Source organism: Pseudomonas sp. PS01298 (genome assembly GCF_029959745.1).
GTDB lineage: Bacteria > Pseudomonadota > Gammaproteobacteria > Pseudomonadales > Pseudomonadaceae > Aquipseudomonas > Aquipseudomonas aylmerensis.
This window is the reverse complement of sequence record NZ_JASCPP010000090.1, coordinates 1-16,607: the sequence shown is the minus strand read 5'-3', so window position 1 is coordinate 16,607 and position 16,607 is coordinate 1. Positions and strand designations below refer to the sequence as shown.

Here is a 16,607-nt window from a genome sequence, read left to right as displayed (position 1 = left end):
GAGCTGGCTCGCCACCCAGGGGCGTTACTTCGGCTCAGTCAGGGTGCCGCCGGCCTTGAGGCATTCGGAAGGGGTCTTGACGATCACGCCTTCGCCCTTGCAACTGTTGAGGCCCTTGCAGTCGTTCTTGGCGGTGGCGCAGAGGCTGGTGCCCTTGCAGGTGTTGACGCCGTAGCAGCGGCCGGGTTTTTCCTGCTGGTCGGCGGCGCTGGCGGCCGAGGCGAATGAAGCAGAAGCCATGGCGATCAGGGCGGCGGCAGCGGCAAGGCTCAAGCGGGATTTGAGTGCAGTGTTCATGGTGTTTTCCTTTTGGGGGTGTGGGTTATTTGATGACCGCAGCCGCGTCTTCGATGACCTTCGCCACGGCTTCGGGCTGGGAGATGTACACCGAATGGCTGGCCTTGATTTCCGTGACCTTGGAGCCGGCACGCTGGTACATCCAGCGCTGCAGGTCCGGGCTCAGGGCGCGGTCTTCGGTGGAGACCACCGCGTAGCTCGGCTTCTTGTGCCAGGCCGCGGCCCACACGGTGCCGCCGAACAACGCCGTGGTCGCCGGAACCTGCGAGGCGGCCATGAAATCGGTGCGGTTGGTGGTCAGGTCGGCGGCAAAGTCGGCATTGAACCGGGCGCGATCAAAGAACAGGTGACCGTCGCGGCTCGGCTTGATGTCATCGCTCGGCGCCGGCATCGAGCCGATCAACTGGGCCATGTTTTCGCCGACTTCCGGCTGCAGGGCCGCGACGGACACCAGCGACTTGACCTTGTCGCGGTCGCCGGCAATCGAGATCACCGCGCCACCGGAACTGTGGCCCACCAGCACCACCGGGCCGACCTGCTGCTCCAGCACTTCACGGGCTTCGGCCACATCGGCGGCGAGGTTTTCGTGGCCCTGGTGCACCACGGTGACCTTGTAGCCCTTGTGAATCAGGATGTCGTGGACCACGCGCCAGCCAGAGCCGTCGACGAACGAGCCGGGCACGATCACCACGCTCTTGCCGGTGCCGGGTTGAGGTGCGTCGGCCGCCTGGGCCAACAGCGGAACAGTCATGGCCATGGCAATGGCCAGGGAAGAAAGCATACGCATCAGGATGTCTCCATTAAGGGTTGCAACGTTTAGCCCGGATCACGCGGTCCAACGACCAGGCCCCACCGCCATACGCCAGCAGCGGCAGCAACAGGCCCGCCCAGGTCAGGTGCACCGGCCAGGCGTCGGGGTACACGAAGACCTCGATCACCAGGGTCATGCCCAGCAGCGCGGCGGCGGCCGGACGGGTCAGCAGGCCCAGTACCAGCAACAGCGGGAACAGGTGCTCGGCGTAGGTCGCCAGGTGGGCGGCCCACTCCGGCGGGATCAACGGCAAGGCGTATTCCGAGCGAAACAGCGTGTAGGTCGAAGGCTTGAGTTCAAGAAAGCCTGTGACCTTGGTGCGTCCCGACAGGAAGAACACCGCCGCGATCCCCAGCCGCGCGACCAGCAACAGCAGTGCCGGTGGCAGCAGGCGCTGGATCACGGCTGCTCCGTCAGGCTGCCGTAGCCTTTGGGCGTCTTGATCTGGGTGCAGGTGCCTTTGTCCACCAGTACCCAGGCGTTGCCCTGGTAGTCGGCGGTGGCGGTGCCGGCGCACGAGGTACCTTTGCCGGCGGCGCAGTCGTTGGCCCCGGCCAGGGACACGCCGAAGCATTTTTCCTGGGGCTTGGGTTCATCGGCGTGGGCCACCGCCGCAAAGGCGCTGAGGGACAGCGCAAGGGTGGCCGCGAGGGCTGCGTAGGAACGCTTCATCGGTGTATCTCCTGGCTTGACTGAGTGTGACCAGGGCGCGAGTGGCGGTACGTGACCGCCGGCGCCGGCTGGTGAACAGAGTTAAAGCCAGGCGTGTATCCGCTCTGTGTCGCGAACACGCCAGAACGTCATGCCGGTGTATCAGCAAGGTGCGGGGATACAGTGGGATACACGGCAGCAGCCATTGCCGTGGTGCGGGGGTGAGCCCGGCGTTTGCGCAGAGGGGGAATTTGCGGGACGGACGGCCTGCAGAGGCAAGGCCCGGCACACTCAAGGTGTGAACGGGCCTGGCGAGTGCGCAGGGTCAAACCCGCCGGCAGCGCCTTTTCAGAGCGGCGCGGTTACCGCCATCGCACTCAGGTCCAGGTGCCCGTCCTTGACCGGCGGGCACCAGTAATAGCCGCCGGTCAACGGCGTGCTGATGCGGTACAACCCGTCGACAATGCCATCCTCCAACCCGCTCATGCGGCGCAGTTGCGCTTCAAACGCATCGAAGGAATGGCCGAACGCGAGGAACATCAATCCCGCCTGGCCGTTCTCGGCCCAAGGCATCGAGCGGCGCACCACGAATGCTTCCGGGGTGAAGCTCTCCTGGGCAGTGCGCTTGGTGTGGGCGGATTCGGGGGCGTCCTCCAACTCTTCGTTGTCGCCATGGCGACGGCCGATGATGTGGTCGCGCTCCTGGGCGGGCAATGCGGCAAACCCGTCAAGATCGTGCTGCCATTGCTGGATCGCGGCAAAGCTGGCGCCGCTGTCGGTCAGGGCGGCATCAACGGCGGCGTCGTCGTGTGGGTTTTCGGTACCGTCCTCGTAGTCGGTGAGGTCAAAACCGGTCTTGAAGCGGAACCCCTCCGTCGATTGCTCCAGGCGAAACGCCGGCGCCAGGGCCTTCTCCAGCGCACGGCTGCGCAACAGCAACTCACCGCGATCCACGCCGTGCAACCACACCCACAATGCCTGCTGGGTCGACGGGTTGTGCGCCCCCGGACCACTGACCGCCGGGAATGCACGCAAGCCGTCAATGCGCGCGCCCAGCGCGTTTACCAGCGGTTCACCCAACCCGACCACTGCCGCCGAATCGGCCAGTTGCACCAGCGCGTCAAGCGCAGCGGGCACGGCTGCCAGGGTATCCACGGCAAAAAACAGGTGGCGCGCCTGCAAAGGCACCGGTGCGGCAAGAATGCCCGGCTGGTACTGACTCATGTGAACTCCTTCTGAAAAGCCGCGCAGTTTACCCCAACGCGCGGGGCCAGCGCGGGCTTGTGCTCGAGGTTTTCCAGGCGGGGCGGATCGAGACCCAACTGCGCCTTCAACTGCGCCCACCCCTTGGGCGTGACCTGCACTGCACGGGATGCTTTCGCCCGGCGCAGCCAGCCGGCGGGCTGTTGTAACGCGTCTGGCCCTTGCCATACGGACCTTGGATGGGTGACTCTCTAGTCATGTTTTGCAACTATTCCAGGGGTAGTGACATGACCACCAGCAACCTGCTCGCCCAGCTGTTTCCCGCCTCCGCCGCGGACATTCCCGAACAGTTTCGCCTGGCGGCGCCCATTGAACAGCGTGATTACCTGGTAGATGGCCAATTGCAGGTATGGAACGGCCCATTGGCCCAAGTGCTCAGCCCGGTACAACTGGGGGACGAGCGGGTGCATATCGGCAGCACGCCGCTGCTCGACGCCGACACCGCCCTCCTCGCCCTCGACGCCGCCGTGCGCGCCTACGACCGGGGCCAGGGTGAATGGCCGACGATGCGCGTGGCCGACCGTATCCAGCACGTCGAAGCGTTTTTGCGGCGCATGCGCGAACAGCGGGATGCGGTGGTCAAGTTGCTGATGTGGGAGATCGGCAAGAACCTCAAGGACTCGCAGAAAGAGTTCGACCGCACCTGCGACTACATCACCGACACCATCAATGCGCTCAAGGAACTCGACCGGCGCAGCAGCCGCTTCGAGCTGGAACAGGACACGCTCGGGCAGATCCGCCGCGTGCCGCTGGGCGTGGCGCTGTGCATGGGACCTTACAACTACCCGTTGAACGAGACGTTCACCACGCTGATCCCGGCGCTGATCATGGGCAACACCGTGGTGTTTAAGCCGGCCAAGCTCGGCGTGCTGCTGATCCGGCCACTGCTGGAAGCGTTCCGCGACAGCTTCCCGGCCGGGGTGATCAACGTGATCTACGGCAGCGGCCGTGAAACCGTGAGTGCGCTGATGGCCAGCGGCAAGATCGATATCTTTGCGTTCATCGGCACCAACAAGGCCGCCAGCGACTTGAAGAAGCTGCACCCCAAGCCGCACCGCTTGCGTGCCGCACTGGGCCTGGATGCGAAAAACCCCGGCATCGTGCTGCCCGAAGTGGACCTCGACAATGCGGTCAGCGAAGCGGTCACTGGCTCGCTGTCGTTCAACGGCCAACGCTGCACCGCGCTGAAGATCCTGTTTGTGCACGAGGACGTGGTCGAGCGTTTTATCGAGAAATTCAACGCCAAGCTGGCCACCCTGAAACCGGGCATGCCGTGGGAAGACGGCGTCGCCCTGACCCCGTTGCCGGAAGCCGGCAAGGTCGACTACCTCAACGCGCTGGTGGCGGATGCGACCCAGCACGGGGCCCAGGTGGTGAATGCCAATGGCGGCACCTCGCGCGACACATTCTTCTACCCGGCCGTGCTGTACCCGGTGAACCCGCAAATGCGCGTGTACCACGAGGAACAGTTCGGCCCGGTAGTGCCGATCGTGCCTTACCGCGACCTGGACAGCGTGATCGAGTACGTCCTCGACTCGGACTTCGGCCAGCAACTGAGCCTCTTCGGCACCAATGCCGTGGAAGTCGGGCGCCTGGTCGACGCGTTCGCCAACCAGGTCGGCCGTATCAATATCAACGCCCAATGCCAGCGCGGGCCGGACACCTTCCCGTTCAACGGGCGCAAGAACTCGGCCGAGGGCACGCTGTCGGTACATGACGCGCTGCGCGTGTTCTCGATCCGCACCCTGGTGGCCACCAAATTCCAGGAAAGCAACAAGGCGCTGGTCAGCGATATCCTGCGCAACCGTGACTCAAGCTTCCTGACCACCGACTACATTTTCTGACAGCAGGCTTCTGTAGGCGCTTGGCCTGCGATGCAAACACCTCGGTGCTGCAGACACACCGGGTGGATGCTACGCAGGCAAGCCAACGCCCACATTGGCTCGAGTTAACCCTGACTTTTTGAGGCCCCTTCAATACCGATGAACCTGCCCCTGTTTGCCCGGCGCCTGCTGCGCCCCCTGCTCGACCCCTACCGCCGCTATCGGCATGCCAAGCTGATCCACGCCGTGCGCGTGTCCATCGGCCTGCTGGCAACGATCCTGCTCACCACCGGCATCAACCTGCCCCACGGTGAGTGGGCCTCGGTGACCATGTTGATCGTGATCGGCGGCCTGCAGCACCACGGCAATATCGGCAAGAAAGCCGTGGAGCGCGCCTACGGCACCCTGATCGGCGCCAGTGTCGGCTTGCTGCTGGTGGTGCAACAGGCCTACTTCGGCCTGCCGTTGCTCACCTACCTGTTGATGTCAGTGGTGTGCGGGTTCTTTTCCTACCACGCCATCGGCAAGGGCGGGTACATCGCGCTGCTGTCGGCGATCACTGTGTTTATCGTCGCGGGGCATGGCGACAACCCGATCTCGGACGGTTTGTGGCGCACGGTCGATATCCTGATCGGTATCGTGCTGGCCCTGGCCTTCTCGTTCGCCCTGCCGCTGTATGCCGTGTACTCATGGCGCTACAACCTGGCCAGCGCCCTGCGCGACTGCGCCGCGATCTATAGCCGCATCATCAATGGCCAGTCGGTGACTGACGATGAACACCTGAAACTGCTCAACCGCCTCAACGCGGCGATGCTGCAACTGCGCTCGCTGATGCCGTCGGTGTCCAAGGAAGTGCGCATCTCCATGACCGAGCTGGACGCGATCCAGCGCCACCTGCGCATGTGCATCAGCACCCTGGAGATCCTCGGCAACACCCGGCCCGACCCACGCGATGAACAGGCGATGGCGCGCATGCAGGTGATGTTGAAAGCCGAGCACCGGCAGATCCGGGTGCAACTGGTGGGAATGGCGCGGGCGTTGAAGTCGGGGGTGACGGAACGGCTGGAACGGCCGAGCCACATCACCGGCAACGAACCTGCGCTGGATGCGCCGGTGTACAGTGCGCTGGATGGGTATCGGTTGTTGACGGTGCAGTTGGCGGCGAACGTGGATGCGATGCGGGGGCGGCTGGCCAAAAGCGCGAAGCGGTGGGGGATTTGAGGCGATTAAAAAAGGCCGACTCCGTTTTTGGGGTTGCTGGAGAACACCCACAAGTCATATAAAAAGCAGGTATAAAAAGGGACAGCTTATAAGAGGGCTGTCCCTTTTTCTTGTTTTACGCCTCCTCTATTAATATGTCTGTAACGGTGTAATGTTGATCACCACTGGCAGCAGCATCGTTATAGATCGAGAATCTTGTATTTGAAGATGTCGCATTGGCAATATATAGGTAATCCGAAGGCACTATTATTGAAGTTGAAGCATGCATACTCGCAGACTTGGATGATCCGACTGCTAATCTAAATCTGGTTCTGACGTGTCCTCCCTTGTAAATATTAACAGTGACTCTATAGCGCTTGCCTACGAGGGTAGGAATATCCTTATAAAGGACTTCGGCGTCATGGCCTCTGCGGGCGGAGACAGTCAGCTCTTTCTTCGAAACTGCACCCGCGATGACTGCGGAAAGACAAGCGGCGCCTCTGATCCAATCATTCATTCCGTTTTCAAAGTCTGTGTAGTCCCGCAGGAATTGTATACTCATCGTATAGTGAGTTAACGGGAAGGACACTGCCGTCGCTCTATCAGTACTTCCATCAAACGCCACCTCGCACTTGACAGTGACCTGACTGTTATTCGACAAAGCGGCAAGCCAACTGCGTAACACCACCTTGTTCACCAATCCATTCGCCGCTTCCGCAGAGTTGATCGCCACTCCGTCAAGCACGGGCAAATCAGCAACCCCGGCACTGCTGCAAATCAACCACACCCGTTGCCCGTTGGCACTCAAGCGCCACTTGGCGACAGCAGCCGTTGGGTTGCCGGTAATGGTGCTGAGATCAAGTATGCCGCCACTGGCAATATTGTTGATCAACACTGGTGGAAGGTCTGATGCGTTGATTCGCTGCACGGTTAACGTCTGAATAAAGGAGTCCACCGTTTCGCCATTGATGGTAGCGATATAACGCAACTGGATGGTCTTGCCCACGCTGTCGGCGAGGATCTTCTGGCTGATGGCAAAGTCAACACGACCGCCATCCAGGCCGTCCTTCGCGGCGATGCTGGCCATGGTGCCGTCAGGGTAGATCCAGTGGGGTTGAATTCGGTGCGAGCCATTCATCCCCCCATAGGCGACCGTCACCGAGGCGGTATTTTCGTAGTCCAGCGGGTAAATGCTCAGGTTAGCGCCGATACGGTTGGCGAAGGCCGGCGCCGGCAATGTCGAAGGAATCGCCTGCACAATATGCTCGCGTACTCCAAACAACACGGCCTGGTCCTTGCTCAAACTTTCGGACAAGGTCACCCAGAAGCGGACGGTCAGTCGCGAGCCATCCTTGAGCCGGCGCAGTTTGTCTACCGGCGCAGGCGGGGAAATACCATTCGTCTCGCCAATGGTGGTGACCAGATTGGCCGTGTAGGTGTTCTCGATAAACGGCGTGTCATCAGCATAAGTGCCCTCGTAGGTCATCCACATACGCTGGTTGGCCGCGATGAAGTTCCACACCGAAATGCGGGTGCGCGCCTCATCAGTGAGTTGGGACAGCGCCAACACCGTGCTGTCGCCCACCCCGTCAATGGTCGGCGTGGGCAGCCCGGTCAGTGGCAGCAGTTCCAGGTTCAATACATCTGACTCGTAGGGAATGGCACCGCGGAAAAAATGGTACTGCACGCTGATGCGATTGCCGCTCTGGCGAATACCTTTGGCGATAAACTCGCTTGGAATCGGAACGCTCACCTCGTTGGTGGCGGGGTTGCCCTGCACTTCTGTGGCGTAGCTGCCGTTGCCATCGGGGCTGAGCCAGTCGATAAAAATCCGATCGGTCGCATGCATCGGCCGGAATTTCACGATTACGTGGGCGCCCGACAAAGCTGCCAACGGGTCGAGACGATCCGGGAAGCGCTGGGCTTCGGCGACTTCCGGGCGGTCCAACTCCACACCCACGCCAACGGTGAGGTTCAGCACTTCCGAGCGCAATACCTGCCGGGGTGGTCCGACGCGTTCCAGGCTGTAGCTGATGCGCAGGCTGCCGTTGAGGTTGAAGTCGAGGATGGTGCGGCTGACCGGGAATGTCAGTGGCCGGCCCTGGGTCGCCGCATTGACATGAATGGTGCCATTGGCCGAGCCGCCCAGGGCTGAACCGACGCAAATCCAGTGGTACACGTCGCCGTCTCGGGCATCGAGGTAGGGCAAGGTCAGCAGCACGGTCGGGCCGGGAATGCGGTCGGGGTTGATATTGTTGCCTTCGGTGCCCTGAAGCTGCGGCTGCGGCATGTCGACAACACGTTCGCCCACTTGGGCACCCACTTCTGTCGATTTGCGCGTGGTGACACCGTCGGTCACCACGTAGTAGAAATAAATCAGGCCCTGGCCGTTGAACTGTTGCAGGTCCTCCTTGCTGACATAACGGCTGCCACCCTGGGTGCCCGCCAGTTGGGAGTCGATATAGGGTGTACCACCGCCGCCGGGTATGCGGTGCTCGATGTACAGGGTTTCCAGCCAGTCGGGGTTGTGCGGTTCGTAGAAAGGTATGGTGACGGTGATGTCATCCTCAGGGTCAATCAAGCCCAGTTCGATTGGGTTGATCGTCACTCCCGGCATTGACACTGGTGTGCCGATCACGGTGACGGTGATGCTGCCGGATTTCCCGATGAAGACGCCGTGGGCATCTTCTATCACGAATGAAACCCGGAAGGAGCCGCCGACGATCTGCTTGATGACATCGTTACTGACCGGGACAGTGGTCAGGTATGTATTGGTCGCGTTCACCGCAGGCAGGGTAAATGGCGGGGTCGAACCATCCGCCAACGTGGCATACAGGGTGGCGATGACCTTGTGTGGCGGATTGGGTGCGGGAATCTGGCGGCCAGTGAAGCACGAGAGGGTAAAGACCGCGTCGCTCTGGGTATCGACATCAACCTGGGTTGATTCAACACTATCGATCATAAAGATCGGCGCTTCCAGCAGGCTGGGGTCCAGTTCGCTCATCAGGATGTAACGCTTGGAATACGCGTATTTTTCCCCGGACATGTTCTCCACCACGTCCTGCACCCGAAAGCGCAAGGTCAGGGGCCCCAGTTGGCCGCCCTGGAGGATGATGTCTTTGCTGACGAAAATCCGGATCGGTCCGCTGCCAGCCGCCTCTGCGGGGCTGACGATGTGTATGACGAAGATGCCGTCCCAGGACAGTTCGATACGGTCGTTCTGGCGGATATGTTCATACGGTTCGATCAGGCACCAGACGCCGCCCTCGGCAATCAACCGGTCAATCGTCGACCCTTCCGGCAAGCCCTCGACGGTCATCACCAGGCCGGTATGCCACTCACTGCCCGGGTCAGTATCAGTGCCGCCGGGGCGAGTGGTCTTGATCAGGATGGTCTGCAACGGCGAGGTGCTCTCCTGAAAGGTGCCGGCGCGCAATACCCGGCCATACATTGGTATCTCGCCTTCAGGAACATGCTCTCTGGGCACGAACAGGCCGTATCTCGGCTCGTCCTCAAGGGCAATATCGGCCGCTACTGCGTTAAGCAGATCATCCAGGTAAAGGCCGTAAAAGTCGGAAAGGCTCCACCCGGTCCACTTTTCAAACACGAAGTAGGCATACGGGGTGACATGGCGGATGGCCAGGCCGTACAAGCCGTTTTCCGGGTAAAGGGTGGCGTGCAGTGGGATATGGGGGTAGGCGGAAAAAGGCGGGTCGAGGTCTTCGACCCGCCGGGGGCTGTTGGCCGTTGGGTTGGGGGTGTTGTAGACCACCATGTCCTGTGACAGCAGCAGCGGTGGGGCTTCATCACCGCGGGAATCGGCGGCGGGATCAACGGGTAGATTGGACATGGAACAGACTCCTTGCTGGAGGGGATGCACGCGGAAACGGGCGCGCATGAGGCAAGGAAAATCAGACACCCGCAGGGAGTGAGCGTCTACCTGTCAGAATTGACAGTAGCGACGGACGGCAAATCGCTCATGGAAAAATCAGAAAACCCTCACTGGACAAAACTTCAAACCTTCACACTTTTTCTTACATATTTTTCACGTTTTATTCACATCCCAAGACGTAGGGTAAAGCCTCATCCGTTACAAACGTTGCACATCAAGCCCGCCGCCCCAGCGGGCTTTTTTTTGCGCGTTTTTTGCCAGGATCGACTCCCCGGCGAAAAACCCAGGCGCCGCGTTCAGTTTGAAATTGAACGTTATCGCTTTGAGTTTTTCGCCGGCAAACCGGCATCTACAGGACTATCAGCGCGTAGCCTTGGCGGCCGGGGCTGCCGCTTGCTCGCGAATGGCACGCTGGGTATCCAGCACCTTGGCCAAGGCGTTTTCGGCTTCCGGGCTTTGCTGGGGCACCCGAATGGCCGCGGACACCAGGGTGATCAGCTTGGCCATGACTTCGGCGTCAGTGGCTGGGCGTCCCAGGCTCATGGAGTTCATCAGCAGGCGCAATTCGGTGCCGGCCATGACCCCGGAAATGGCCTTGAGGGCAAATTGCAGGCGCACGCCCAGCTCATTGCGCGGCAGGTCCGGCAGCGCCAGGGCAAAGGCTTCGAAAAAGCGCTGGAATACCGGCTGGTAATGGACCTTGAGGTATTCCTGGATAAACGGCGACGTGTCGCTGTAGACCCGCCCCAGGAACCGGATGAACGAGCGCCCTTCCCCGCTGGCACTCGCCGGGTCACTGCGCTCCAGGCCCATGGCCGGCGCAAACAGCACCCCGAGCAACGTGTCGCAGTCCAGCGGCCCGTCGGATTCGGCTTCGCAGCGCGCCAGCAGTTCCAGGCGCTGCTCGTTGAGCGGCTCGAGGCGCTGCATCAGCAGGGTTTTCATCAGGGAATCCTTGTCCCCGAAGTGATAATTCACCGCGGCCAGGTTGACCTGGGCACGCTCGGTGATCTGCCGCAGCAGCACGGCGTCGTAGCCGTATTTGATGAAGAGAGCCTCTGTCGCATCCAGCAGTCGAGTCTTGGTTACATTTGGAGCGCTGAGTTTCTTCGCGACCATACAAGTTCCACGTGGGAAATATTGTTTTAAAAAATAATTTGATTTTTTATACCGGGGCCGCTGATCGAAAGCAAGTAGTGACACTGCGCCATATGATTGAAAGCCTTTGCCGGCGGGCTCGTTGAGGGTAGTTGAAGGGTTTTTGCCGAGCCTGCTGGCCTGTCGGGGAAATCATTTCAAAGGGTAAAACCGCTCTATATCCATGGCTGGCGAAGCGCGTAGAACACGGTTAGTATTCAAACAATATTTTAAAAACAAGAAATAAAACCAGTCCGTGACGCGTTCCAGGCAGCTCCCGAACTTGTTACAAGGATTTACCGGGGGCAGTGCGGCCGCGTCGAGACTGAAGGCGTAGTCATGATGACAGATACCCCCGCGCACCCAGGCTTGATTTCCCTGCAAGGCATCGGCAAAAGCTATCAGCTGGCCGGTCAACACCTGTCCATTCTCAATGATGTGTGCCTGACGATCGCCAGCGGCGACAGTTGCGGCATTCTCGGCGCTTCCGGGTCCGGCAAAAGTACCCTGCTGAACATCCTTGGCCTGCTCGACCTGCCCAATTGCGGCAAATACCACTTTGCCGGCCACGATATTTTCAGCGCCAGCCCCGATCAGTTGGCGGCGATCCGCAACCAGCAGATCGGTTTTGTGTTCCAGAGCTTCAACCTGCTGCCCCGCCTGAGTGCCCTCGACAATGTCGCCCTGCCCCTGAGCTACCGCGGTGTGTCGCGTCACGAATCGGTGGAGCAGGCCCTGCGCATGCTTGAACAGGTCGGCCTGGCTGAACGCGCCCATCACCGCCCTGCCGACCTCTCCGGCGGCCAGCGCCAACGCGTGGCGATTGCCCGCGCCCTGGTGGGCAACCCTTCGGTGATCCTCGCCGACGAGCCCACCGGCAACCTCGACAGCACCACCGCCCAGGACATCATGGACCTGCTCCTGGAGTTGAACCGCGAGCAGCAGGTGACGCTGATCATCGTCACCCACGACCCTCACATCGCCGAGCGCCTGGAACGCAAGATCCTGGTACGCAATGGCGTGGTGCAAGAGGCCGGTCGCCTATGAGGGGGCAGGCACAGAGCAGCCTGCGGGTCGAACAGAGTCTCGGCCAACTGCTGCATGAAGCCTTGGTGAGCCTGCGCACCCTGGGTAAACGCTCGATCCTGGCCCTGCTCGGCATCGTGATCGGCAGCTCCTCGGTGGTCGCGTTGATCAATATCGGCCACAACGCGGCGGTGGATGCCGCGATGATTTTCAAGGACATGGGCACCGACACGCTGGTCGCCCAGTTTGCCACCAAGGGCAGCAATACTGCGCCGATGCGCGCCCGCCTGGATCTGGAGGCAGTGCGCCAGGCGGCACCAGGGATCGAACATATCGGCGCATTGACGCTGTTCAGCGGCCCCCTGCTGTTCCATGGCCGTACCGTCAACGCCAACTTCGTCGGTAGCACCGACGATATCAAGGACGCGATGCGACTGGTGGTGCGCGAGGGACGGTTCCTGACGAGCTTCGACGCCAATGAGACCTACGCCGTGATCGGTGATCAGTTGTTCCAGGCGTTGAGTACTCCGGGCGATCCGCTGAAATTGGGTGATCGCGTGCGCATCAACGACTACTTGTTTCTGCTGGTCGGCATCCTGCAATCCCAGCCCCGCGCAATGCTGATGCCGGTACAGGCCAACGAATCACTGTTTCTCCCCGCCGAGGGCATGCGCCGCATCTACGCCACCCCGCAAATTGGCAATGTGATCATCCGCGCCGCCCCCGAACAGAACATGGACCTTATTGCTAAGCAGGCGGCAGCAGCCTTGCAAACGCAAACGCCCAATCATGAAGTCGCAATCACGGTGCCCCAGCAAATGATCGATGGCATGACCCGCCAAAGCCGTACGTTCGCCTACCTGCTGCTGGCACTGGGGGCGATCTCCCTGGTGGGCGGCGGCGTGGGGGTGATGAACGTGATGCTGATGAACGTCTCGGAACGCCGCCGCGAGATCGGCATTCGCATGGCCCTGGGTGCGCGCCAGCGCGATATCCGCAACCTGTTCCTGCTCGAGGCCGTGACACTCACGGCAGTGGGGGCCTTGTGCGGCGCGGTGTTGGGTATGACCTGCGCCTGGCTGTACGCATGGATGTCGGGCTGGACATTTGCGCTGGCCACCGCCGCGCTGCCCTTGGGCGTGGGCAGCACGTTGCTGGTGGGCTTGTTCTTCGGTATCTATCCGGCGGTCTCGGCCTCGCGGCTGCAGCCGGTGGAGGCCTTGCGCGATGAGTAAATGGCTGTGGTTGCTCGCCTTGATCAGCCTGCACGGCATGGCCGCCGACATTGTCATCAAGCCGTCCGCCCCCAGCACCACCCGCAGCGGCTACGACCGGGGCGTGTCGTTGAAGGCCCAGGCCACCGACATGACCCTCGGTGATGCCGTGTACCTGGGCCTGCGCAACAACCCCGCGATCCGCAGTGCGTATCTGCAACGGGTGGCGCAGAAGTTCGATCTGCGCGTGGCCGAGGATGTGTTCAACCCCAAGCTCACCCTCAACAGTTATTACCGCAGCAACCGTGGCTCGGCCGACAACGCGCGCAATGCCAACGTCGCCCCGGCCACCAGCCTGCTCGGCGAGTACGGCACCCGCCTGAGCATGGCCTGGACCCAGCAACTGAACAACGCCGACCGCGCCGGCCGCTACCGCAGCGACGGCCTCGACCTGGCGATCATCCAGCCATTGATGCGCGGCGCCGGCTGGGACGCCACCACCGCGCCGCTGCGCCTGTCTCGCCTGTCGGAGCAGGCCAACCGCCTGAACCTCAAGGCCACCGTGGCCCAGACCATCAGCCAGATCATCGCCACCTACCGCGAATTGCTGCGTGCCCAGGAGCAACTGAGCATCGTGCAGGACGCCCTCAAGCGCTCCGGCACGTTGCTGGAGGTGAACAAGGCGTTGATCAGCGCCGGACGCATGGCCGAGTTCGAAATCGTGCAGACCGAAGCCGATATCGCCACTCAGCAACTCGGTGTCGAGGAAGCCCAGAACCAGCTCGACACCAGCCGCCTGGCCCTGCTGCGCTTGCTGGCGCTGGACCTGTCCACGCCGATTCGCGCCACCGAAGCCCTGGAGGCCAGCCCCCTGCAGATCGACAAGCGCCAGGCCTTCAACCTCGCGCAGAACCAGCAACCGGAATACCTCGCCGCCCTGCTCGGCAGCCAGCAGGCCGACCTCAACCTGGTGATCGCCAAGGACTCCGGGCGCTGGCAGGTGGACTTGGTGGCCGGCGCCAATCAGGTCCGCGACGCCTACGACAACGATGCCGGCCGCTCCAACAACCGCACTTGGGACAGCTACGCTGGAGTGCAGGTGCAGATCCCCATCGGCGATATCAGCACGCGCCAGGCCGAAGTGCGTGCGCGGGTGAATGTGGAGGATCAGGAGATCCGCATCACCGATGCGCGCCAGGAACTGGAACGCAGCGTCAACGACGTGGTGCGTGACCTCGGCACCCGCTGGCGGCAATACCAGATATCCCAGCGCGCGGTGGAATTGTCGCGGCGCAAGATCGAGATCGAGCGCGAAAAACTCAGCGCCGGACGCTCCACCAACTTCCAGGTGCTGAGCTTCGAGACTGACCTGCGCAACGCCGAGAACGCGCAACTCAATGCGCTGATCGCTTATTTGAACGCCCAGACCCAGCTTGACTTGACCCTGGGCATGACGCTGGAAAGTTGGGAAATCGCCCTCAATGACTACTAAACACAAAGGCCTGTTGGTTGTATTGATCGTGCTGCTGGCCGGCGCGGGGCTGGCCCTGCGCAACCCGACTGAAGGCCCCGCCACCACCGGCGAGCAATGGTTGGCGGTGAAGCCCGACCCGCTGGTGCACCAGATCGGCCTGGTGGGCAAGATCGAACCCGACACCACCCTGACCCTTACCGCGCCCTTCGATGGCACTGTGCAGGCCAACCTGGTGGAGCAAGGCCAGCAGGTCGAAGCCGGGCAGGTGCTGCTGCGCATGGACCCGGCCATCCTCGAAGTGCAATTGCGCGAAGCCCTCTCCGCGCAGCTCAAGGCACGGCGCACCGTGCAAGAGATGCAGGACTGGGACAGCGGCCCCACCGTCAGCCGGGCCCGGCGCAGCCTGCGCACGGCCGAAATGAGCGCCGGCAACACCCAGCGCAAGCTGACCGAAAGCGAAAACCTGTTCCAGCGCGGCATCATTCCGCGCAACGAACTGGACGACCTCAGGCAGCAGACCCAGCAGCAACAGCTTGACCTCGCTTCAGCGCGCAGTGAGCTGCAACAGGCACTGGACCAGGGCAAAGGCGAATACCGGCAGATCGCGGATATGGAGCTGACCAACGCGACGGTGAAATACGATGCCCTGCACACACTGCTCGAAGGCAAGGAGCTCAAGGCACCGTTTTCCGGGATCGTAGTGCCGCCGCCCGGCAACAACGCCACTCAGGGCGGCGGCGGCAACAACGCACCGGTGCAGGCCGGCAGCAGGGTCAACCAGGGGCAGGTGCTGTTTGGCCTGGCCAATATCGAACGGCTGAAAATCGTCGCCAAAGTCTCGGAGCTGGACATCAACCAACTCCATCAGGGCCAGGCAGTGGAAGTGATGGGCGACGGCTTTGATGGGGAGCGGCTGAGCGGCTCGGTGAGCGTGGTCAGCGGCCTGGCGATTTCCAGCGACGGCCAGGGCAGCGCGCAGTTTCCGGTGACCCTGTCGATCCCCAAGCTGACCCCGCAGCAGTTGCAGCGAGTGCGGCTGGGGATGAGTGCGCGCTTGACCATCGTCACGTACAACAATGAACAGGCGATGGTGATTCCAAGCCAGGCGCTCCAGGCAGACATGACCGTGGAGTATCGAGCGGCAATGGATAAACCGGTGGAGCGCGTCAAGGTCACCACCGGGCAATCGACCCCGCAGGGGGTTGAGGTGTTTGGCCTGAAACCTGGGTATGTGAAGATCCCGGGATAAATGAACATTCAAATGTGGGGGGCTGGCTTGCGGTTATCTGCTGATACAGGGGTGGCTGAGCCGCCGCTATCGCAGGCAAGCCAGCTCCCACAGTGGAACTGCGCCAGGCACAGGAATCAGGCCTGACATAAACCAGTGTGGGAACTGAGCCAGGCACAGAATTCAGTCCCGCCACAAATCAGTGTGGGAGCTGAACCAGGCACAGGATTCAGTCCCGCCACCAACCAGTGTGGGAGCTGGCTTGCCTGCGAAGGCGGTGGATCAGCTGCATCATGGTTGGCTGACACTGCGCCTTCGCGAGCAAGCCCGCTCCCACAGTGGAACTGTGCCAGACACAGGAATCAGGCTAGCCCCTCCAAAACCTGTGGGAACTGAGCCAGGCATAGAATTCAGTCCAGCCCCGCCAAAAACTGTGGGAGCTGAACCAGGCACAGGATTCAGTCCCGCCACCAACCAGTGTGGGAGCTGGCTTGCCTGCGAAGGCGGTGGGTCAGCTGCATCATGGTTGACTGACCCACCGCTATCGCAGGCAAGCCAGCTCCCACAGTGGAACTGTGCCAGGTACAGGAA

At 61.7% G+C, this 16,607-nt stretch carries 13 protein-coding genes; 6 read left to right on the top strand and 7 right to left on the bottom strand.

Annotation, left to right across the window (positions count from 1 at the left end; genetic code table 11):
• Nucleotides 1-24: 24 nt before the first annotated feature.
• From QMX97_RS24415 to QMX97_RS24395, 5 genes are all read right to left on the bottom strand, one after another.
• Nucleotides 25-297, bottom strand: coding sequence for a hypothetical protein (locus QMX97_RS24415; protein ID WP_093123885.1), 273 nt, complete (start codon nucleotides 295-297; stop codon nucleotides 25-27).
• A gap of 25 nt (nucleotides 298-322) precedes the next feature.
• Complete coding sequence (locus tag QMX97_RS24410; protein WP_282397757.1) at nucleotides 323-1,084, bottom strand: alpha/beta hydrolase; 762 nt, start codon at nucleotides 1,082-1,084, stop codon at nucleotides 323-325.
• A gap of 13 nt (nucleotides 1,085-1,097) precedes the next feature.
• Nucleotides 1,098-1,511, bottom strand: a complete 414-nt coding sequence (locus tag QMX97_RS24405) for a DoxX family protein (RefSeq protein ID WP_065900948.1) — start codon at nucleotides 1,509-1,511, stop codon at nucleotides 1,098-1,100.
• Nucleotides 1,508-1,780, bottom strand: coding sequence for a DUF2282 domain-containing protein (locus QMX97_RS24400; protein WP_106803409.1), 273 nt, complete (start codon nucleotides 1,778-1,780; stop codon nucleotides 1,508-1,510). Before QMX97_RS24400 ends, QMX97_RS24405 begins: the two co-directional genes overlap by 4 nt.
• 327 nt (nucleotides 1,781-2,107) lie before the next feature.
• On the bottom strand, nucleotides 2,108-2,983 hold the full coding sequence (locus tag QMX97_RS24395) for a Dyp-type peroxidase (protein ID WP_065900950.1): 876 nt from the start codon (nucleotides 2,981-2,983) through the stop codon (nucleotides 2,108-2,110).
• Nucleotides 2,984-3,249: 266 nt separating this feature from the next.
• Between QMX97_RS24395 and QMX97_RS24390 the strand changes: the two genes are divergently transcribed.
• Both QMX97_RS24390 and QMX97_RS24385 read left to right on the top strand, forming a co-directional pair.
• Nucleotides 3,250-4,866, top strand: a complete 1,617-nt coding sequence (locus QMX97_RS24390; protein ID WP_282397756.1) for an NADP-dependent glyceraldehyde-3-phosphate dehydrogenase — start codon at nucleotides 3,250-3,252, stop codon at nucleotides 4,864-4,866.
• Nucleotides 4,867-5,004: 138 nt separating this feature from the next.
• A complete protein-coding gene (locus tag QMX97_RS24385; protein WP_120448986.1) occupies nucleotides 5,005-6,066 on the top strand; it encodes an FUSC family protein in 1,062 nt (353 codons plus the stop codon).
• A gap of 115 nt (nucleotides 6,067-6,181) precedes the next feature.
• Here the strand turns inward: QMX97_RS24385 and QMX97_RS24380 are convergent, their stop codons facing one another.
• Nucleotides 6,182-9,895: a YncE family protein gene (locus QMX97_RS24380; RefSeq protein WP_282397755.1), complete on the bottom strand. Its 3,714-nt coding sequence runs from the start codon at nucleotides 9,893-9,895 to the stop codon at nucleotides 6,182-6,184.
• Nucleotides 9,896-10,297: 402 nt separating this feature from the next.
• Nucleotides 10,298-11,056 (bottom strand): TetR/AcrR family transcriptional regulator, encoded by a 759-nt coding sequence (locus tag QMX97_RS24375; protein WP_065900958.1) that lies wholly within the window; start codon nucleotides 11,054-11,056, stop codon nucleotides 10,298-10,300.
• Nucleotides 11,057-11,413: 357 nt separating this feature from the next.
• Between QMX97_RS24375 and QMX97_RS24370 the strand changes: the two genes are divergently transcribed.
• The 4 genes from QMX97_RS24370 to QMX97_RS24355 are packed head-to-tail and all read left to right on the top strand — an operon-like array spanning nucleotide 11,414 to nucleotide 16,037.
• Entirely contained in the window at nucleotides 11,414-12,121 is a 708-nt protein-coding gene (locus QMX97_RS24370; RefSeq protein ID WP_065900960.1) for an ABC transporter ATP-binding protein, read from the top strand.
• Nucleotides 12,118-13,335, top strand: a complete 1,218-nt coding sequence (locus QMX97_RS24365) for an ABC transporter permease (RefSeq protein WP_065900962.1) — start codon at nucleotides 12,118-12,120, stop codon at nucleotides 13,333-13,335. The genes QMX97_RS24370 and QMX97_RS24365 overlap by 4 nt, the downstream gene beginning before the upstream one ends.
• A complete protein-coding gene (locus QMX97_RS24360) occupies nucleotides 13,328-14,806 on the top strand; it encodes a TolC family protein (RefSeq protein WP_213554284.1) in 1,479 nt (492 codons plus the stop codon). Before QMX97_RS24365 ends, QMX97_RS24360 begins: the two co-directional genes overlap by 8 nt.
• The gene (locus tag QMX97_RS24355) at nucleotides 14,796-16,037 is read left to right on the top strand and encodes an HlyD family efflux transporter periplasmic adaptor subunit (RefSeq protein WP_282397754.1); all 1,242 of its coding nucleotides are present in this window, start codon (nucleotides 14,796-14,798) and stop codon (nucleotides 16,035-16,037) included. Before QMX97_RS24360 ends, QMX97_RS24355 begins: the two co-directional genes overlap by 11 nt.
• The last annotated feature ends 570 nt before the right edge of the window (nucleotides 16,038-16,607 follow it).